Genomic DNA, 19,891 nt, shown 5'->3' with positions numbered 1-19,891 from the left:
GATTTCGCGGGAAACCGTTCGTCGGTCTGACGACAGCTCCCTGCAGATCGACGAAGGACCACAGCCATGCGGAAGCTCGCGCTCACCACGTTCCTGACCCTCGACGGGGTCATGCAGGCCCCCGGCAGCCCCGAGGAGGACCTGACCGGCGGTTTCGCCCATGGCGGCTGGTCGATGCCGTTCTGGGACGAGGGCATGGGCGAGATCATGGCCAAGGCCCTCGCCGCGCCATTCGACCTGCTGCTCGGCCGCAAGACCTACCAGGTCTTCGCGGCCCACTGGCCCGCCGCGACCGGACAGCCCGGCGCCGACGAGCTGAACGCGGCCCGCAAGTACGTCGCCTCGCGGACGCTGACGCAGGTCGACTGGAACAACTCGGTGCTGCTCAGTGGCGACGTGGCGGGCCAGGTGGCCGACCTCAAGCGGCAGCCCGGCCCGGAGATCCAGGTGCACGGCAGCGGCGACCTCGCCCAGACGCTGCTGCGCCGCGACCTCGTCGACGAGATCAACGCGTGGATCTTCCCCATCGCGCTGGGCCGGGGCAAGCGCCTGTTCGGCGCAGGCACCATGCCCACGACGTTCACCCTGCGCGAGGTGGTGCCCAGCTCGACCGGCGTGCTGATCACCAAGTACACCCGGTGATCAGGCCACCGGGTGCAGCGTGCGGGCCAGGTCGGTGCGCAGCGTGGTGGCCGCGTCGATGAAGTAGTTCTGGCGGACCCGCCACGGCGCCCGGTCGCCCTGGCGCGGGAAGTCGGCGATCGAGCGCTGGATGTAGCCCGAGGCCAGGTCGAGCAGCGGCCTGGCGCTCAGCTCCCGCTCGGGCCGCGGCACGACGGCGGTGTGGCCGTCGCTGTCCATCCAGGTCAGGACCTTGCAGACCAGCCGGGACGTCAGGTCGGCGCGCAGGGTCCACGACGCGTTGGTGTAGCCGATGCAGACCGCGAAGTTGGGCAGGCCGGTGAGCATCGCGCCGCGCCAGACGAACTGCTCGCTGAGCCGGACCGGCACACCGTCGACGCTCGGGGCGATGCCGCCGAAGACGAGCAGACGCAGGCCCGTGGCGGTGACCACGACGTCGGCGGGCAGCACCTTGCCGCTGCGCAGCCGCAGGCCCTCGGGCACGAACGCGTCGATGTGGTCGGTCACCACGCTCGCCTTGCCGGTGCGCAGCGCGGCGAACAGGTCGGCGTCGGGGACCGCGCAGAGCCGCTGGTCCCACGGGTCGTAGGTGGGCGTGAAGTGCTCGGCGACGAGCTTGTCGTCGTTGAGGCTGCGCTTGGCCAGGCCGGTGAGGAGCTTGCGGACGAGCTGGGGGCGACGCCTGCTGAGCTGGTAGAAGCCGAGGGTGAACGCGACGTTCTTCAACCGGATCGCCTGGTGGGCGAGGCTCGCGGGCAGCAGCTTGCGGACCGTGTCGGCGATCTTGTCGCGGCTCGGGACCGGGCTGATCCAGGTCGGCGACCGCTGCAGCATGGTCACGTGCGCGGCCCGCTCGGCCATCGACGGCACGAGCGTGACCGCGGTGGCGCCGCTGCCGACCACCACGACGCGCTTGCCGGTGTAGTCGAGGTCATCCGGCCAGAACTGGGGGTGCACGACCTGGCCCTGGAAGTCGTCGACGCCCTGGAAGCCGGGGTCGTAGCCCTGGGCGTAGTCGTAGTAACCCGCGCAGCTGTAGAGGAAGCCGCAGGTGATGGTGCTGCCGTCGCCCAGGGTCAGGGTCCAGCGGTTGTCCTTGGTGGACCAGTCCGCGGCGACGACCTTGGTGTTGTAGCGGATCTTCTTGTCGATGCCGAACTCTTTGGCGGTCTCCTGCAGGTAGCTCAGGATCGACGGCCCGTCGGCGATGGCCTTGGCCGCGCGCCAGGGCTTGAAGGGGTAGCCGAGGGTGAACATGTCGGAGTCGGAGCGGACGCCGGGGTAGCGGAACAGGTCCCAGGTGCCGCCGAGGCTGCCGCGGGCCTCCAGGATCGCGTAGGACTTGCCGGGGCACTCGGTGCGCAGCCGGTACGCGGCCCCGATCCCCGACAGCCCGGCGCCGACGATGACAACGTCCAAGTGCTCGGTCATACCACCTGTCTACCGCACGGGCGGGGCGTCGCGGGACCACCCGTGGGCGGAGACCTGGCGTTGCCGTCGAGCTCACGATCAGTCACTCTGTGAGGTGATCCGATCGCCCAGGGTCAACGGACGTCGGCCCGCATCCAACGGAGAAGGAGTCCACACCGTCATGCCCGATTTCCCGAGCGGGGATTTCTCCCTCAACATGTCTCCCGAACAGCACGCCACCCTGCTGCAGGCGACGAAGCCGCGCACCCTTGACGTGTTCATCGCGACCAAATACCAGGGCACCAAGCAGTCGCTGCCCATCGACAAGAGGGACTACAGCTCCGCCGACCTCAAGGGCGGGGTGGGCATCAACACGATCAGTTCGCTGCAGTTCGCGAGTGTGAAGTCGCCCGGCAACATCTACTCCGTGACCCTCTACGCCGAGGACGGCTGCCGGGGCGACGAGGCCACCTTCTACGAGAGCACTGAGGACCTCGGCGCCTTCAAGAACCGGACCTGCTCCATCCGGATCGAGCTCTGGCGGGAGTAGCGGCGCGGGACCAAGTCCTTGGCCCGCTGGAGTCGCAGGGGGAGATCTCCAGCGGGCCAAGGACCATTCGGGCGAGATCGGCCGACTGTGCCGGTCGACCGCTCTCGCGGGGTACTACCAGCCGAGGGCGGTGATCTCGGCCGCCGAGGTCCACGGGCCGCGGTTGCCCGCCTCGGTCAGCGCCCGCACCTTCACGTAGCGGGCGGTCGTCGGCCAGAACCGCAGCGTCTTGGACGTCGCGTCGTCGGCGAAGGTGCCGGTGGCGGCGACGGTCCAGGTGGTGGCGTCGGCGCTGAGGGACACCTCGTACTGGCCGATCCGGCCGTTCGCGCCGCCGTCCTGGCGCGGCAGGTAGGTCAGGCCGGTGACGGTGCGCGCGGCGCCGAGGTCGAGTTGGATCTCGTGCGGGAGCGGGGCGGAGCCGCCGGACCACTTGGTGTGCCAGATGGTGGTGGAGCGGCGGTCGACGGCGTTGGCGGCGGCGCCGTTCTCGCCGACGGTCTCCTGGCTGTCGTAGGAGCGCACGGTGGCCGACAGCGGGCCGGAGCCCATCACCGGGTCGCTCTTGCTCTCCGCGCCGGTCTCCAGGTGGCCCGCGAACCGGCGGACGAAGCCGTCTGCGGCGGTGGCGGTCAGGTCGTACCAGCCGTTCATGCCGGAGCCGGTGCTGAACCAGTCCTCGACGGTCCCGTTGGGCGCCACCGTGTACGTCCACGGGCCGCCGCCGCGGTTGTTGGTGCGGATGGTGACCGTGGCGGCGACGGTGCCCGCGTTGGTCATCTTGAGCCAGACCTGGTTGTTCGCCGCGTCGTAGCGCAGGGTGACCTCGGGGTTCGGCTTGCCCGCGGTGGTCGCGGTGACGCGGTTGCCCGCGAAGCGGCGGATGAAGCCGTTGGGGCCGTGGACGTTGAGGTCGTAGGCACCCGCCGGCGTGCCCGTCTGCCAGTAGTCGCTGAGCGACTTGCCCGCCTCGACGGTGTAGCGCCATGGGCCGTCGGTGCGGAAAGCGTTGGCGTAGACGTAGAAGTGCGCTCCCGCGGTGCCCGCGTTGGTGAAGTCGACCCAGAACTTGTCGGCGGCGACGCGGCCGGACACGGTCAGGTTGTAGGGCAGCGGCCGGGCGGTGCGCACGCCGAGTTCCGACACCGGGAAGGTCTGGGTGGCGGGCGGGCTGGGGTAGGTCGGGTTGGGGCCGCTGGTCGGCGTCGGCGTCGTCATCACCGGGTAGGTCGCGTCGGCGGTTGTGGTGTCCACTGTGGACGTCATGTCGCCGCAGACGGCGCGGCGCCACGGGGAGATGTTGGGCTCGGCGACGCCGGTCCACTTCTCCAGGAAGCGCAGCACGGAGGTGTGGTCGAAGACCTCGGAGCTGACCTTGCCGCCCCGGCTCCACGGCGAGACCACGAACATCGGCACGCGGATGCCCAGGCCGATCGGGGCGCCGGAGACTACCTCGTCGGTGTTGGCCACTGTGCTCGCGCCGTCGCTGCCGTCACCGACTACCGGAGGGGCGGGCGGCGGCTGGTGGTCGAAGAAGCCGCCGTCCTCGTCGTAGGTCAGCAGGAAGACGGTCTTGTTCCACACCGCGGGTTTCGACGCGATGGCGTCGAGGGTGCGCTTGACCAGCTCCGCGCCGGTGTTGGGCCCCCACTGCGGGTGCTCGGACTGGTCCTCCGGGGCGACGATCCAGGACACCGCGGGCAGGGTCCCGGCGTCCACATCGGCCTTGAACGCCGAGACGAGCTGGTTCTCCGGCACCCGGTGCAGGCCGCGGTCGTAGACCGAGCGGTCGGCGGCGCTGAGCTCGTTCACCCCGCGCTGGAGGTCGGCGAGCATGGTGGTGCGCACCGACGAACTCGCCTTCACCAGCGCGTCCCAGAACTTGTCTGTGCGGATGTACTGGGTGCCGTCGGCGCGCTTGGTGTACTTCAGCGCCTTCTTCGCGATGGTCAGGAAGCTGGCGAAGTTGTCCAGGGAGTTGTCGCCGTAGTTGTCCCACTCCTGGTACACGCGCCAGGACTTGCCCGCGGCCTGGAGGCGCTCGGCGTAGGTCTTCCAGGTGTAGCCGGTGTGCCCGTCGTTGAGCCACGCGTCGTTGCCGATGGCGCGCGAACCGTTGGGCTCGTTGCCGATCATGCCGGTGAACAGGTAGTTCCGGTTCGGGTTCGTCGGCCCCATCTCGGAGCAGTGGTAGGCGTCGCAGACGGTGAAGGCATCGGCGAGCTCGTGGTAGAACCGCAGGGCGGAGCGGGTGTGGTAGGTCAGGGAGCGGTTGCCCTTGTTGGCCACCCAGCCGTCGTGGCGGCCGTTGTTCCACGCGCCGTGCCCGTCGTTCCAGCCGTGGTTGACGTCGGCCATGAACTGGTCGCTGACCTCCCACGGCAGCAGGGTGCCGGTGCCGTTGGGCTGGTAGAAGACGGACTTCTTGCTGGGCAGCGTGATGGCGGCCGGGTCGGCGAACCCGCGCACGCCGCGCAGGGAGCCGAGATAGTGGTCGAACGACCGGTTCTCCTGCATGAAGATGACCACGTGCTCGATGACCTCGAGACCGCCGGTCACCGCCGGGGCCGCGAGGGCCTCCCGGACGCTCACGGGCAGCAGCGTGAAACCAGCCGCCGCACCGGTTGCCTTCAGCAGAGTCCGTCGTCGCACTGCATCCTCCCGACTTGCACGAAAATGCTCGAACCTGGGGGAGTTTGAGCGCCTTTGCGCATGTTCGTCAACCCTCCAACTGTCGGGAGGGTTCACGAAGGCTAGGGAAGTCAGGTTTCGGACAGGTTGACCGCACGCGACACCCGATCGCCCAACAGGGCAAGCCGTGCCACCGGCTCGTTGCTGAACACGAATCGCAGGTAGCGGTCGGCGATCTCGCCGCCCCATCCGCGCATCGGGGTCGCGGCCACCTTCTGCGCGAGCAGCCGGGCGGAAAGGTCGGAGCAATCGATGCCCATGGCGGCGGTGTCGAGCAGCAGCGACCAGCCGCCCGCGGCCCGGACGACCGGCAGCCCGTCTAGCTGTCGCAGCACCTCGTCGCGCCTGCGCTCCAACTCGGCGGTCGCCGACCCGTCGTCCGGCGCGTCGAGCGCGACCCGGGACCCGATCTGGGCGAATCCGCTGGCGACCAAGCCGTTGTAGATGTGCGCGCGGGCGACGTCGTCGACGAGCCCGCCGGGCGCGACGACCCAGCCGACCCGCCAGCCGATCATGCGGTGCTCCAAGGTTGACCCGATCGTCACGGTGCGGTCCCGCATTCCGGGGAGCGCAGCCGGGTGCAGCACGGTGCGTCCGTCGAAAAGGACACCTTCGAAGGCGGCCCAGTAGAGCAGCGTCAGGTCCCGGTCCCGGCAGAGCTCCGCGATCGCCGCCCACTCGGCCGAGTCCGCGACCCATCCGCTCGGGAACGAGGCGCTGTTGACGAACACGACCCTCGTGCGGTCGGTGACCGCGGCCCGCAGCGCGTCGAGGTCGAGCCGCCAGTCGCCCGCCACCACCCGCAGGGGAACCAGCCGCGGCGTGGCGCCGACGAGGCGGACCCGGTTGAGCATGCCCGCATAGGTCGGATCCGTGAGGACCACTTCGTCACCGGGATCGGTGAGGCAGAACAACGCGTCCAGCATGGCGTCGCCCTCGCCGGAGGTGATGACGACCTCCCGCCCGCCGTCGTATCGCGGACCGCCACGGCGCTCGATGAAGGCCGCGACCGCGTCCTTGAGGTCGTCGCGGCCGGTGAAGGGGAGCCAGCTGTTGGCCTCGTCCTCGCCGACGGCGGCCCTCGTCGCCTCGATGACGCCCGCGGGCGGCGGGATGTCGGTGTCGAGGTTCTCCAGGCGCAGGACGTCGGGATCCCGACCGGCCGCGGCGGCGACCTTGTCGATGCTGAACCCGGGGATGTTGTCGAGCCGTCGAACGCTCATCACGCCTCCCTGACCGCGATTGTCCATCCGCCGACCTCGCGGCGCGACACACGCCGTTACCAATTCACAGCTTTCCGCCGAATCCCCTGGTCAACGCGAATCGTCCGGCACAGCCCGATTCCGGCCTCTTCCGCTGGGTGATCTCGAAACCTAGCGTCGGGCCCGCGCGCCTGTCCCCCTGCTTCACCACCGGGGCGCGCGAACCACAACGCGAGGGAGATTCGTCATGCGTGTCGCAAGGAAGGTCGCGGTAGCCGCGGCTGTCACATCGTTGATGGCTGTGGGCATCAGTCAAGCCAATGCGGCTGAAGGGCAGGTGCTCGGCACCGGCCAGGCCACGGCGATCGACGGCAGCTACATCGTCGTGCTCAAGGAGGGCCGGTCCGCCGACGTCGCCGACAAGCACGGGGCGAAGGTCAAGCACCGCTACCAGTCGTTGAACGGGTTCTCGGCGACGATGACCGACCGGCAGGCCCGCAGGCTCGCCGCCGATCCTGCCGTGGCCTACGTCGAGCAGGACCAGACCGTCCAGCTCACCGCCGACCAGCTCAACCCTCCGTCCTGGGGCACCGACCGGGTCGACCAGCGGGCGCTGCCGCTCGACAACAAGTACACCTACGCCACCGGCGCGTCGAACGTGACCGCGTACGTGATCGACAGCGGTATCACCATCACGCACAACGACTTCGGTGGCCGGGCCAGGCATGGCAAGGACACCTACGACAACGACAACGACGCCAGCGACTGCATGGGCCACGGCACCCACGTCGCGGGCACTGTCGGCGGCACGAAGTACGGGCTGGCCAAGGAGGTCAAGCTCGTCGGCGTCAAGACGTTCGGCTGCGCGGGTGGTAGTTCCCTGTCGGTCATCGTCGCGGGTGTGGACTGGGTGACCGCCAACGCGGTGAAGCCCGCCGTGGCCAACATGAGCCTCGGCAGCTCGAAGTCCCAGGCGGTCGACGACGCGGTGCAGCGCATGATCAACGCGGGCATCACCGCTGTGGTCTCGGCGGGCAACGAGAACTCCAACGCCTGCGACAACTCCCCCGCCAACCTCCCGGCCGCCATCACCGTGGGCGCGTCGAACATCAACGACGCGCGCTGGGCGTCGTCGAACTGGGGGACGTGCCTCGACCTGTTCGCGCCGGGGCAGGACATCACCTCGGCCAAGTGGCAGACCTCGGACGACTCGTTCAGCACCAGCGGCACGTCGATGGCGGCCCCGCAGGTCGCGGGCGCGGCGGCGCTGTACCTGAGCGCGAACCCGCAGGCCACCAACCAGCAGGTGCGCGACGCGCTGGTCAACGCGACCACGCCGAACGTGCTGACCAACATCGGCACCGGGTCGCCGAACAAGCTGCTCTTCACCGGATCCGGCACCACCCCGCCGCCCCCGCCGCCGGGCTGCTCGACCCAGACCAACGGCGCCGACGTCGCCATCCCCGACGCGGGCGCGGCCGTGACCAGCTCCATCACGATCTCGGGCTGCACCGGCACCGCGTCGGCGACAAGCCAGGTGGCGGTCGACATCAAGCACACCTACCGGGGTGACCTCGTGATCGACCTGGTCGCGCCGGACGGCAGCAGCTACCGGCTGAAGGGCTCCAACAACGATGGCGCGGACAACGTGATTCAGACGTTCACGACGAACCTGTCATCGGAGACGCGCAATGGCGTGTGGAAGCTGAAGGTGCAGGACGTCGCGCGGGTCGACACCGGCAAGATCGATAGCTGGAGCATTACCCTGTAGTCACCGGCCCGCCCGCGGTCAAGGCACGCAAGCCTGACCGCGGGCGGCCCGCGGCTACACGGTGTTTCACTCCTGGCCGATTCGGTCCGCGAGACGCCGTAGGAACTTCACCGAATCGGCTGAACTGAGCGCCACCTTTCCCAACGTGGCAGTCACTTCCTGGAAGGCGCCAGCTTCTCGCTCGCCGTGCACGAAGATCGAGGACCTGGGGAATTCGATGAACACGACGGGAGTGCGACTCGGCAAGTCCAGCAGCATGTAACTGCCCGCCGTTCCAGCGTGCTGCCCCTTCTCGAAGGGGATGACGCGCACCTCCACATGCGGCAGCTCGGCGAGATGGCAGATGTGCCTGAGTTGGGCGGCCATCACCGTCGGGCTCCCGGTCTGCCGGGCGAACACAGCCTCATCGAGGATGGCGAGGAAGCGCGGTGCGCCTACCGGCCGGTGCAAGACCTCCTGACGGGCGAGGCGGAGTTCAACAAGCATGCGCACCCGATCGGCGGGCACGCCCTCTCGCAGCAGCAGGGCGCGGGTGTAGTCGGGTGTCTGGAACAGGCCAGGAATGCGCAGCATGGAGGACTCGACGATCATGCTCGCACGGCCCTCGCAGTCTTTCAGCGTGAGTGCGTGCTGGCTGAAGTAGTCCGCTGGAGCTTCCCACCAACATGGCTGACCGAGGTTGCGCACCAACTCCAGCACCCGCTCCCTGGCAGGACCCTTGACCCTGTAGACGCCCAAGAGGATCGCGGCGTCCTCCACTGTGATGTCCCTGATGGCGTTCTCAATGCGGCTAATCTTCGCCATGGAGAACCCCGACCGTTGCTCGACGTCCCGAATCGTCAGAGCCGCTTCGTCGCGGAAGTCCTTGAGCTGTGTTCCGATGCTGCGCATCCGCGTTGAATTCCTGTGCATGGCAACAGTTTCCAGCCGATGCCTACAATCGGCAACCGCGTGAGCGGAGTACGTGTTCCCACCCTGGCAAGTCCACATACGCAACGCGGGCCCCCGGCGTCGCCGGGGGCCCGCGTCACTTCGGATGGTCAGTCCGAACAGGACACTGGGTCGTCGAAGTGGCCCGGTGTGGTCGGGTACGCCTTCCCCGTACCGTGCGCGTTGTTGTCACTCGGGTAGACCAGCGCCAGTTCCCGGAACGCCGACGTCCCTGCTGTCGACGCGTCCGATGCCGTCTGGCCCGCGCCCGATCCCCACACGAACCGCTGGAGGAACGTCTGCATCCCCGGGCTGTGCTGGCGGACATCGTTGAAGCCGCCATAGGCCGCGTTGCAGTGGGTGTAGAGGTTGTAGGCGCCGTTCCAGTCCAGCAGCCGGTCGCCCGGGTTCGGGCCGTTGCCCGCCACGTCGCCCTGGAGGACATCGCGGTCCCAGCCGCCGTACTGCCAGTCGGTTCCCTGGTGGTGCTGGTTGTCCGACTCGTCTGCCGTGGTCTTCTCCGTCATCTCGAACCAGCGGCACGGGTCGATGGTGCCGGAGCCCAGCGTCTGCGGCCACGGTCCCGCGACACAGTTCGCCGGGTAGGCGCCCCGCGGGTTGAAGTCGATGACGTCCGAGCCCACCGCGCCCTGAAGTGACGCGGCCGACGTGCCACCGACGCCGCCGAAGACGTAGTCGATGAACCTGTCGTTCGTGCCCCGGGAGTCGGGGTTGAACGCGCCGTTGGTCAGGCAGTCCGGGGTCGCGGCGTTCACCACGGGGTCGCAGCCCTTGCCGCCCCACAGCACGTCCGCGCCGTCGCCGCCGAAGACCTTGTCGCCGCCGCTGTCGCCGTTGGCGAGGTCGTCGCCGAAGCCCGCGTGGATGTTGTCGTCACCCAGGCCGCCCTTGATCCGGTCGTCGCCGCCTTCCGCGATGCCGTTGTGCGGCATGGCGGGGGCGGTCGGACCGCCAAGGAACACGTCGCCGTCGACGTCGTGGAGCAGGTCGACGCGCCGGTCGTAGTCCCCGGCCCGGAAGCCGACGTAGGTCTCCTGCGGCACCGAGCTCAGGGTCGTGGTGAACCCGTCGGCGGCCACGTCGTCGGCGTTGAGGAACTCGTTGACCACGCCGCCGCGGTCGCCGAGCATCGCGTCCTCACCGTCGTTGCCGAACATGGTGTCGTCGCCGAGTTCGCCGTACATGTCGTCGTCGTCGTTGCCGCCGGTCATGGTGTCGTTGCCGTCCTGACCCCACATCCCGTCGTCACCGTCGTCGCCGTACATCGTGTCGTCGCCGAAGGCGCCCGCGACCTCACACATGGCCTGCGCCGCGGTGCAGAAGCGGGTCGACGGACCCGGCAGGTCGGGGTCGTGCGTGCGCGACACCGTCGCGTCCGCGGGCACCTGACCGGTGGCGTACCGCTCGGAGTAGACCTTTTCGGTCATCCCGCCCGGCTGGCCCTGCAGGGTCCGCACGAGCGAGCCGTTGTCACCGAGCTGGACGTCGTCGGCGCCGTTGCCCTCGAAGGCGTCGCCGCCGTCGCGGAACCCGGCCGCCGAGCTGCCGCCGATCATGTCGTCCTGACCGGCTGACGGGTCGGTGCCCTCCAGCTCGGCCGGGCCACTGGCCGAACCAGGCCAGCCCGGGTCGGGCAGCGGGACCACGGTGGTCTCGCTGGACGGCTCGCCCAGGCCGAGGTCGCCGCGCAGCACGTCCGCACCGCCGTTGCCTTCCATGTAGTCGGACTGGCCGCCGCCGGAGACGAAGTCGCCGCCGTCCTGGCCCCACAGCACGTCCACCCCGGAGCCGCCTGACATCCGGTCGTCGCCGAACCGGTCACCCGGTGGGGCGTTGAGGACGCCGCCGTTGTCGAGGTCGTACTTCTGGATGATCCGGCCGGTGATCGGGTTGCCGCCGGAGGTCGCCAGCCGCTGGGTCGCCCTGGTCGGGGTCTCCCCCGCGCCCGGCCGCAGCACGACGCCGTTGTCTCCGACGCCGATGTCGTCACCCGGTCCGCCGAACATCGCGTCCGCGCCGTCCTGCTGGCCCGAGGTCTGCGCGCCCGAGCCGGACAGCGGGGTGCTGCTGCCGCCGACCAGATCGTCGTTGCCCGAGTCGCCCTCGATCCAGTCGACGCCCTGGTTGCCCTCGACGTAGTCGTCGTGGGCGTTGCCCTGGAGCCGGTCCGGTCCGCCTTGGCCGAGGAGCACGTCGGCCGCGTCGTCACCGAACACCTCGTCGCCACCGGACGAGTCGGCGTGCGGGGTCAGTCCCAGATCCAGCAGGACAATCGCGCGCCCGGTCATCCCGCGCTCCAGCGTCAGCCTGCTCGGCGGGCCGAACCGGACCAGCGAGCCGTTGTCGCCCAGCGCCACGTCCTGCTCGGCGTTGCCGTGGATCGTGTCGCCGACATCCGGCTGACCCACGCCCGGCGCCTCCTCCGTCGAGCTGCCACCGACCAGGTCGTCCTGGCCGTTGTTGCCCGAGATGGTGTCGTGCGCCGGACCGCCCTCGGCGTAGTCGTCCGAGTCGTCGCCCGCGATGGAGTCCTCGCCGCCTTGGCCGGAGAGCACGTCCTGGTCGCCGCCGCCGCTCATGATGTCGTCGCCCGAGGTGCCCGCCGTCGGCGCGTAGCCGAGGTCGAGCAGCTCGATCTTGTGCGCCTTGGCGAAGCCGCGGCCCAGCGTGATCGGGGACGCCTGCGCGCCGTCGACCAGCGACAGGATCGCGTTGTCGCCCGCGACCAGGTCCGGTCCCGCGTCACCGAACAGCTTGTCGCCGCTGTCCGGCCGACCGACCTTGTGGTTGTCCACAGTGGACGCTATTTCGGCGCTGCCGCCCGTGATCCGGTCCTCGCCGGTGTCACCGTGGACCACGTCGTCGGCGTTGTTGCCTTCGAGGTAGTCGTCGTTCGGACCACCCGACAGCTCGTCGTGCGCCAGGCCGCCGAAGCCCCGGTCGTCGGCGTCGCCGCCGAACAGGAAGTCCGGGCCACCCGCGGTCGCGGTCAGGCCGTCGAGGTCGAACGGCCCGCCGGTCCCGGCCACGGCGTCGCCGTCGCCGTTGTCGCCGATGAGCAGGTCGCGCTCGGCGTCGCCGTAGAGGTGGTCGCCGCCGCTGTCCGGCTCGCCCGCCTTGCGCGTGCCGCCGACGACGACGTCGGAGCCGCCGTTGCCGAAGGCGTGGTCGGCGCCGTTGTTGCCCTCGATGACGTCGTTCTCGGCGCCGCCGTAGAGGGTGTCGTCATCGTCGTTGCCGTAGACGGAGTCCACGCCGGCGTCACCGTAGGCGAGGTCCTTGCCGCCGCCGCCGTAGAGCGTGTCGTTGTCGTTGCCGCCGGCGATGACGTCGTCGCCGAGTTGGCCGCAGGCGCGGTCGTTGTTCGACTTGACGTCGACGTTGTCCGCCGCGCCACCGGCCGCGACGATCTCCACGCCGGTGCCGCCGCTGATCAGGTCGCGCCCGTCGGCCGCGTCGAGCGGTTCGGCCGGGGGCTTGGACGCCGGGTCGGTGCTCGGCGGCACGCACGGGTTGGCGTGCTTGTCACCGAAGATGTCCGCCCCACCGTCGCCGCCGATGACGTGGTCGTTGCCGTAGCCGCCGACGAGCAGCTTGGGCTGCGGCGCGGTGTTGGCGGGCAGCGTGCGGTGGCTGACCGCGCGCTCCGGGCCGAACACGCCGTCGACCGTGGTGGGGCCGACGTCGGACGGCTCGGCGATGACGTAGTCGTCGCCCGGACCGCCGTAGACCTTGTCCTTGCCGTAGCCGCCGGTCAGGACGTCCTTGTTCCCGCCGCCGCGCAGGTCGTCGACCTGGGTCAGCGTCGAGTGACCGGTGACGTTGTCCACGCCCTGGCTGCCGTAGACGAGGTCGGAGCCGGTGCCCGTGTCGACGGTGTTGGTCGCGTCGACGATGTTGCCCTCGACCGTGGTCTTGTCCGGGTTGCCCGGGTCGTCCACGCCGGTCTCGTCGTCCGGTCCGCCGAAGCGCGGGCCGGTGTAGATCGTGTCGTCGCCGGAGCCGCCGGAGATCCGGTCGCTGCCATGGCCGCCCGTGATCGTGTTCTTCTGGGCGACGTACTCCGACTTGCCCGGGTTGGTCGCGGCCAGCGGGCTGTCTGCCGCGACACCGATGTTGTCGTCGCCGTCGCCGCCGTCGACGGTGTTCTGGCCGAGGCCCACCGCGATGCGGTCGTTGCCGCCGCCGCCGTTGACGGTGTTGCCCGCGCCGCCGACGGTGATCGAGTCCTCGTCTCCGTCGCCGTTGACCGTGACCGAGCCCTTGCCGCCGAACGCGGTGTGCAGGTCGCCGGTGGTCAGCTGGTCCTTACCGGGGCCGCCGCTGACCTTGGCCGGGCCGATGCCGGTCTTGATCGAGTCGTCGGCGGACCCGCCGGTGATCTCCACTTCCTTGTCGAACGGCTTGGCCTCGGCCTTGGCGTCGTTGGCCGCGCCGCTCTTGTCGCCGTCACCCTGGAAGACGAAGATCCGCTTCCCGGTGTCGCCGGTGGCGTCGCCGAACACCTTGGTCAGCCCCGCGTTGCGGTGCTCCTCGCGGTAGCCGAGCGCGTTGACGGCGAACCCGTCGAACCCGCCGCCCGGCTTGACCAGCTGGGTGATCGTCCACTTCTCCTCCTGGTCGCGCTCCGGGTAGTCCGGCCCGCGATCAGTGGTGCGGCTTCCCACGTTGAGGATCAGCGTCCCACCGTTCTCCGTGGCCAACACCGGTGGTGGTGGTTCACAGTTCGGTTTGACGGAGAAGTCCAGCAACGTGATGTCGGCCAGGGTGAAGTCGAACGACACGCTGAAGATGGAGAACCCGAGGGTGATGTAGACCTTCAGGAACAGGCTGAGGCGTCCGTCCATATTGAACAGACACATCGGGTTGCGCAGCGCCACCTTGGTGAACTCGAAGAACCGGAACTTGCCGTCGTTGTTCGGGTCGGCCCAGCTCAGGTTGATCGTCAGCGCGACGCCGCCCTTGATGCCCACCTCGATGAGCACGACGCTCACCGCCGCGCCCGCCGCGAGCTCGCCGCGGAAGGTGACCACGGGAAGCGGCTTGCCGTCGTCGTCGGTCGTCTCCAGGTAGATGGAGTCGAGTATTTCCGCGGCCTGTTTGGTCTCGATCGCCTTGCGGATGCCGAAGGTGTCGAAGCCCGCGCGGAACCGCGCCTCCACCGACGCGCTGCCGGAGATGTTCACCAGCACCGGCGGCGGGGCGTAGACCGGGCCGAAGGACTGGCTGTAGGAGAACGCCAGGCGCAGCGGGCCGGAGTCGAACTTGATGAGGTCCACGTCCTGGCCCATGATCAGGCCGAACAGCTTGGCCGGGTCCTTCAGGATCGGGAAGCTGAAGCCCGCCGAGTTGCCCGCCTTGCCGTCGCCGACAAGGTCCTTGCCCGCCTTGGCGTCCACCTCGCCGGTCAGGTCGGTGTGGATGAGCGTGGGCGGTTGCTGGATCAGTGATTGCGCGTTGTCCGGCGAGTTCGTCGTGTTCTTCGCGGCCGCGCCGGACACCACGAACGAGCCGACGTCGATCGCGCCGCCGTTGTTCACGATCTGGCTGACCAGCTGGATCGTTTTGAGGATCTTGTCGACGAACTCCAGATCCGGCCCGCCCGCGAGCGTGCTGAACTCCTTGGCGATGGTGACCAGGTTGACGTCACCGCCGCCGACCGCCCGCGACAGGTCCGACAGCACCGGGATCGGCGCGTAGAGCTGGTCGAGGATCGGCTGGATGGGCTTGGTGAACAGCGCGATCTTCTCCACGATCGGCTTCAGCACCGAGCCGAGGAACTCGCCCGCGTTGAGCTGGATGTTGTTGAACGCGATCTCGGGATCGCCGTCGCCGGGCTTCTGCCCCAGCTCCCAGGCCCACTTCAGGTGGAACCACCCGGAGATGCCTGGCAATGGGCCCGCGCTGACGTTGAAGTCCCAGTCGATCCCGACGGCCGCCTTCAGCGAGACGTCGGCTACCTGCCCGATGTCGGCGAGGTCGGCGAGCGCGATCCGCGCGTCGACGTCGACCGAGCAGTTCTGGAAGCAGGCTGCCTGGCCCTTCTTGTGCAGGTCGACGTAGAACGTGCCCGCGAACAGGTCGGTCGCGCCGCCCGGGTGCTGCTTGAGGTCGACCTCCAGGAAGGCCAGCTGCGCCTTCATGTCGGCGGGCAGCGTGAAGCCGAGCTTGAGGCCCAGCTCCGGGACGGCCTTGTCCTGGGTGGCGACGAAGAAGCCGCTGCTCTTGTCCACACCCACCTTGACGTGGACGCGGTACGACAGCCCAGCGGTCACGCCTGTTCGTTTGGCCGGGTCGGCGGCCTCACGAAGGGACAGACCGGGGATGCCGATGTCGAGCGGACGGTTGATGCTCAGCGTGTCCGTCGCACAGGTGTCGCTCGGGTCGACCTTGCCGCTGCACAGGTCGAAGCTGAACGTCGCGCCCGTGATGTCCTGCAGCGCGGCGCCGTCCGGGCAGTCCGACAGCTTGGGGTTGGTGGTGGCCGGGACGTAGGCCGCGCCGAGCGGGTCGCCGATGTCGTCGGCCGTGGTGGTGTCCTTGCCGAGGTTGTCGACCACGATCTTCCAGTCGTTCCCGTTCGGGTCGACCTTGCGGATGATCTTGTACCCGGTCGCGTACTGCGACTTGGTCCAGGTCAGGTGGATCTTGTCGCCGCTGGACAGTGTGGCGTTGCCGTCGGTCACCTCGACGAGCGCGGGCGGGGCGTCCTTGCCCTGCGCGGTCGCCACGACGCCGTAGACGTACTTCGTGGTGCCCTTCGTGCCTTCCTGCGTCGCGGTCGGCGCGGTCGCCGGTTGCAGTGTCGCGTCACAGGTGAAGCCGATGGTCACCGCGTTGCCCACGGCGGGCTTCAGGTGGTCGTTGACCCAGGTGGTCAGCTCGGTGGTGTTGCTGACGCGCCCGCCACCGGGCAGGTGCGACATGGCCTCCTGGATCTTGGCGCGCAGCTTGCCGAACTCGTCGGCGCCCTGCTGCAGGTCGTCGCCGATCAGCGGCAGCTTGCCGTCGAAGGCGGCCAGCTTCAGCGCCCGCTCGATCATCGCCAGGTACTTCTCCAGGCCATCGCCGAACTGGGAGAAGTCGAGCAGCGCGTCGAGGATCTTCTGGCCGATGTCGGTCGGCATCTCGAACCGCTTGACGCCGCCAGGCAGGTCCGGGGTGAACGCGAACGCGTCAGCCACGTTGCCCGTGCGCGGCAGGCGCACGATGAACGACTCGCCGGGGCTCGCGAGCTTGTTCCAGGTGACGTTGTCCGCGCTGACGTAGACCGGCATGACCGCGCAGAGCGCGAGGTCGGTGCCCGCGGCGGGGTCGCCCGCACAGGTCACGGGCTGGTTGTCGCCGTTGAGGGTCAGCGAGACGTTCTTGATGAAGTCCGACAGCGGGACCGGCGCGGTGCCGCCCGGCCCGTAGCCGAGGTGGGCGTTGTAGTGGGCGTTGGCGACGGCCTTCTCGGCGTCGGTGCCGCCCGGTTTGCCCAGCGCGATCGACAGCGGGCCGACCGACGCCTTGACGACGCCGGAGACGCCGCCGTGCGCGGTCAAGTCCACTGTGGAGTCAGGCATGACGGACAGGGCGCTCGCGTCGGCCGGGCCCGCGCCCGCGGCGAGCGGGAGCACGAAGCCGAGCTTGGTCGAGCCGGTCAGCGCGAGGTTCGCGGTGGCCTCGCCCTCGGCGCCGACCAGGGTGCGGCCGGTGCCCAGGCTGTCGGTGAAGGAGAAGCGGACCGGCTGCGACGTGGCGACCTTGCGCTTCATGTCGACCGTCAGCACGATCGACGGGGTGTTGTTGACCTCCTTGTAGGCGAACGCGATCCCGCTGCCCTCGGGCAGCGCGTCGTTGAGGACGCCGACGAGGTCCTGCAGGTAGTCCGGCGGGGCGGCGGTCAGCTTGTCGACCGCGTCCTCCAGTGGGCTGCGGAACGAATACGCGGTTCCCTTGGCGGGCACCGTGCCCCAGGGCTGGGCCAGCAGGACCCGGTTGTTGGCCGGGTCCGCCTTCGCCACGACGGCGACGTTGGTGCCGACCAGGATCGCGCGGCCCTCGTGGTCGCCGCTGAACGCGGTCTGGCCGGTGCGGAGGGTGTCCTTGACGAAACCGGTGTTGACGCCGTTGATCACGGTGTCGCCGTACTCGACGGTCGGGCCGCTGCCGACGTCGGCGCTGCCGAGCAGCTCCGACAGCGACTTGCCGACGACCGGGAGCGGGCTGGTCAGCGCGGTCTTCACCGCGCCGTCGCCGTCCACGACCTTCAGCGAGCTGTTGAGGATCTGCAGGGCCTTGATGATCTGGCCGAACATCGCCCGCGGATTGTTCGGGTCGAAGTCGAACGCCTTGGCCTTGTCGAGCGCGTCGAGCCCGGTGAACTGCACGGTCGCCGGGTCGGTGATGTCGGGCATGGTGACCCCGACGCTGACCGGGCCGCCGAAGAAGTCGGTGATGCCGGGGACGTCGAGCGACACCGTCGCGGTGGCCTTGCCGCCGACCGCGATGGTGAGCAGGTTCTCCGGCTCCTTCGCGGGCGTGGTCAGGTCGTCGATGAGCTTGGGGAACAGCTGCGACAGCGGGATGTCGCCATCCGCGTCGCCGATCTTCTTCAGCGCCACGGTCAGCATGTGCGCCGAACCGTCCTTCTTGGCCATGCTGAGCTGGCCGGACATGTGCACCTTCAGGTAGCCGACGCTGCCGTTGACGTCGACCGCGGTGTCGACGGGGGCGTCGGCGGTCAGCAGGTCGACGCCCGTGCGCAGCAGGAACCGGTCCGGCGTGCGCGGCAGGCTGGAGACCAGGGTCGTGGTGCCGTCGGGGTTCTTGTCGGCGAAGGGGCAGCCGGTGGCGTTGGCGTCCGGGTCGAGCGGCTTGCAGTCGTCGCCCTTGATGGGCGTGCGCAGGTCGAGGACCAGGGTCGCCTTGGCCTCGTAGCTCGGCTTGACGGTCGCGGTGGTGCTGAGGGCGTTCGCGTCGCGCAGGCCCTTGTCCTTGAACGTGTCGCCGAAGGTGACCTGGCCGGTCAGCGGGTCAGGCGAGGTGACCTTGTAGGTGGCGCCGTTGGCGGGCTTGCCGCCGGTCCACGGGGCTTCCAGGGTGATCGTGTCGATCGAGTTCTCCTTCACCACGCCCTGCGAGGTGCCCGCCGAGACGATGCGGCCCTTGAACGCGTCGACGACCCACGGCTTGGTCTTGTCATCGTGCTTGAGGGTGGTGTCGGTGTAGGTGACGTCCGGGCCGGACCCGGAGGTCTCGGTCGCGGCGTGCGACAGCGGCTGGCCGCCGGCGGGCGCGTCCTGCTTCATCGTCAGCGTGAACTCGAGCTTCTTGCTGGTGTCGTTGAAGCTCACCCCGGACACGGCGATGCTGCCGCCGGTCATCGGGACGGCGCCGTTGAGCTTGGTGAACAGGTCCTGAATGGAGGTGAACTTCGGCAGGCCCGCCTTGGCCTTGTCCTCGGTGTCCTTGAAGACGTTGTCGTCGACGAACTTCGCCAGCACCGCGCCCGCCCTGACCGCGTCGGCCAGGCTGCCGCGCATGAACGGCAGGTTCACGTTGCCGATGGGCTTGGCCGCGTCGCCCCACTGGGCGCGCTGGACGGCCTCGATCGAGTTGACCAGGTGGCTGAGGCCCTCGACCAGGTCGCGCGGGCTGAGCGTGGTGAACCGGGTCAGCTGCGCCAGGTCGGGACCGGTCACGCCGACGACCGGCGAACCGGTGGCGATGTCGGGCCACTGCACGGTGACGGTGCCGGTCAGGCCGCCGACGGACGCGCCCGCGAGGGGCTGCGCGGTGAACTTCAGAGCGGCGTCGACCTTGCCCGCCGGGGCGGCGAGTCCGATGTGGAACAGGCCGGCGGCGGCACCCGGGGCGGCCAACTCGGTCGTGCCGGTGCCGGTGGCCGGTGGGGACAGGGCGAGCTTGCCGTCGCCGTCGGGGTCGTCGGCGGTCGCGGTGAGGTTCACGTCCACGACGACGTGGGAGTTGGCCTTGTCGAGGTCGACGCCGAGGATGCCGAAGCCCGCCGTGGGGATCACGCCGGGGTCGAGCTCGCCGTGCGCGCCGACGGTGAACTTGGGCGAGGCGCCGTCCTTGACCAGGTAGAACCAGTCGCGGGCGGTGTCGTAGGCGAAGTGCAGGGTGGCGTCGAAGGTGAAGGTGACGTCGACCGCGCCGGAGGTGGTGAACCCGACCTCGGGGTCGGCGCTGGACACGCTGACCGGCTGCTGGTCGGCCACGGTGGTCAGGTGCAGGGTCGCGTCGACCCGCTTGACCCCGCCGGACTCGCTGGTGGCGATCGTCAGCGTGCCGGGCCTGCTCCCGCCGAGCGGGTAGCTGCCCGCCAGGTCGGCGAAGGTGTTCTTCGCCTGCAAGGGCTCGCGCACGGTCTTGTCGATCAGGTCGTTGAAGCCGAGCGCGGCGCCGGGACTCACCCCCAGCGTCGGGAGGGCCTCGCCGAGCTTGCCGACGGTGGCCAGTGCCTTGCTGAAGTCACCGAACGCGCCGATCCCCGCGAGGATCTTCTGCACGTCCTGGTCCTGCGCGACCGCTGGTTGGCTGGTGGCGAACAGCCCCAGCACGGCCAACGCGAAACTTGTCAGCGCGGCGGTGGCACGCCGCATTCCTCGACGACCCGATGTGGACATAACCCAAGCCCCTCGCCCGGCTCAAGGGTCCCCGAAC

The 19,891-nt window shown here is 69.4% G+C and carries 8 protein-coding genes; 3 read left to right on the top strand and 5 right to left on the bottom strand.

The genetic code is table 11. From position 1 onward, the window contains the following. Positions 1 to 66: 66 nt before the first annotated feature. A complete protein-coding gene (locus ACSHT8_RS29205) occupies positions 67 to 642 on the top strand; it encodes a dihydrofolate reductase family protein (protein WP_436494366.1) in 576 nt (191 codons plus the stop codon). Here the strand turns inward: ACSHT8_RS29205 and ACSHT8_RS29200 are convergent, their stop codons facing one another. Continuing rightward, a complete protein-coding gene (locus ACSHT8_RS29200; protein WP_436494364.1) occupies positions 643 to 2,073 on the bottom strand; it encodes a flavin-containing monooxygenase in 1,431 nt (476 codons plus the stop codon). 160 nt (positions 2,074 to 2,233) lie between these two features. Between ACSHT8_RS29200 and ACSHT8_RS29195 the strand changes: the two genes are divergently transcribed. After that, the gene (locus ACSHT8_RS29195) at positions 2,234 to 2,602 is read left to right on the top strand and encodes a hypothetical protein (protein WP_436494362.1); all 369 of its coding nucleotides are present in this window, start codon (positions 2,234 to 2,236) and stop codon (positions 2,600 to 2,602) included. Between the two features lie 114 nt (positions 2,603 to 2,716). Here the strand turns inward: ACSHT8_RS29195 and ACSHT8_RS29190 are convergent, their stop codons facing one another. Further along, complete coding sequence (locus tag ACSHT8_RS29190; RefSeq protein ID WP_436494360.1) at positions 2,717 to 5,254, bottom strand: phosphocholine-specific phospholipase C; 2,538 nt, start codon at positions 5,252 to 5,254, stop codon at positions 2,717 to 2,719. Between the two features lie 110 nt (positions 5,255 to 5,364). Then, complete coding sequence (locus tag ACSHT8_RS29185; protein WP_436494358.1) at positions 5,365 to 6,516, bottom strand: pyridoxal phosphate-dependent aminotransferase; 1,152 nt, start codon at positions 6,514 to 6,516, stop codon at positions 5,365 to 5,367. A gap of 226 nt (positions 6,517 to 6,742) precedes the next feature. Here ACSHT8_RS29185 and ACSHT8_RS29180 point away from each other — a divergent pair, with 226 nt between their 5' ends. Further along, entirely contained in the window at positions 6,743 to 8,266 is a 1,524-nt protein-coding gene (locus tag ACSHT8_RS29180) for a S8 family peptidase (protein ID WP_436494356.1), read from the top strand. Positions 8,267 to 8,332: 66 nt separating this feature from the next. Here the strand turns inward: ACSHT8_RS29180 and ACSHT8_RS29175 are convergent, their stop codons facing one another. Together ACSHT8_RS29175 and ACSHT8_RS29170 are read right to left on the bottom strand one after the other, a co-directional pair. Continuing rightward, positions 8,333 to 9,157 carry a helix-turn-helix domain-containing protein gene (locus ACSHT8_RS29175; protein WP_436494354.1) on the bottom strand — a complete coding sequence of 275 codons (825 nt, stop codon included), beginning with the start codon at positions 9,155 to 9,157 and terminating at the stop codon, positions 8,333 to 8,335. A gap of 149 nt (positions 9,158 to 9,306) precedes the next feature. Next, entirely contained in the window at positions 9,307 to 19,830 is a 10,524-nt protein-coding gene (locus ACSHT8_RS29170; RefSeq protein WP_436494352.1) for a calcium-binding protein, read from the bottom strand. Positions 19,831 to 19,891: the final 61 nt, after the last annotated feature.

It is taken from the genome of Actinokineospora sp. HUAS TT18 (genome assembly GCF_051364635.1).
Lineage (GTDB): Bacteria > Actinomycetota > Actinomycetes > Mycobacteriales > Pseudonocardiaceae > Actinokineospora.
The sequence above is the reverse complement of the archived record's forward strand: the minus strand, read 5'-3'. Positions and strand labels throughout refer to the sequence as shown.

Bases quoted from the DNA above. Each gene is read 5' to 3' on its own strand.
- ACSHT8_RS29205 (WP_436494366.1), top strand. From the start codon at position 67: ATGCGGAAGCTCGCGCTCACCACGTTCCTGACCCTCGACGGGGTCATG.
- ACSHT8_RS29200 (WP_436494364.1), bottom strand. From the start codon at position 2,073: ATGACCGAGCACTTGGACGTTGTCATCGTCGGCGCCGGGCTGTCGGGG.
- ACSHT8_RS29195 (WP_436494362.1), top strand. From the start codon at position 2,234: ATGCCCGATTTCCCGAGCGGGGATTTCTCCCTCAACATGTCTCCCGAA.
- ACSHT8_RS29185 (WP_436494358.1), bottom strand. From the start codon at position 6,516: ATGAGCGTTCGACGGCTCGACAACATCCCCGGGTTCAGCATCGACAAG.
- ACSHT8_RS29180 (WP_436494356.1), top strand. From the start codon at position 6,743: ATGCGTGTCGCAAGGAAGGTCGCGGTAGCCGCGGCTGTCACATCGTTG.
- ACSHT8_RS29175 (WP_436494354.1), bottom strand. From the start codon at position 9,157: ATGCGCAGCATCGGAACACAGCTCAAGGACTTCCGCGACGAAGCGGCT.
- ACSHT8_RS29170 (WP_436494352.1), bottom strand. From the start codon at position 19,830: ATGCGGCGTGCCACCGCCGCGCTGACAAGTTTCGCGTTGGCCGTGCTG.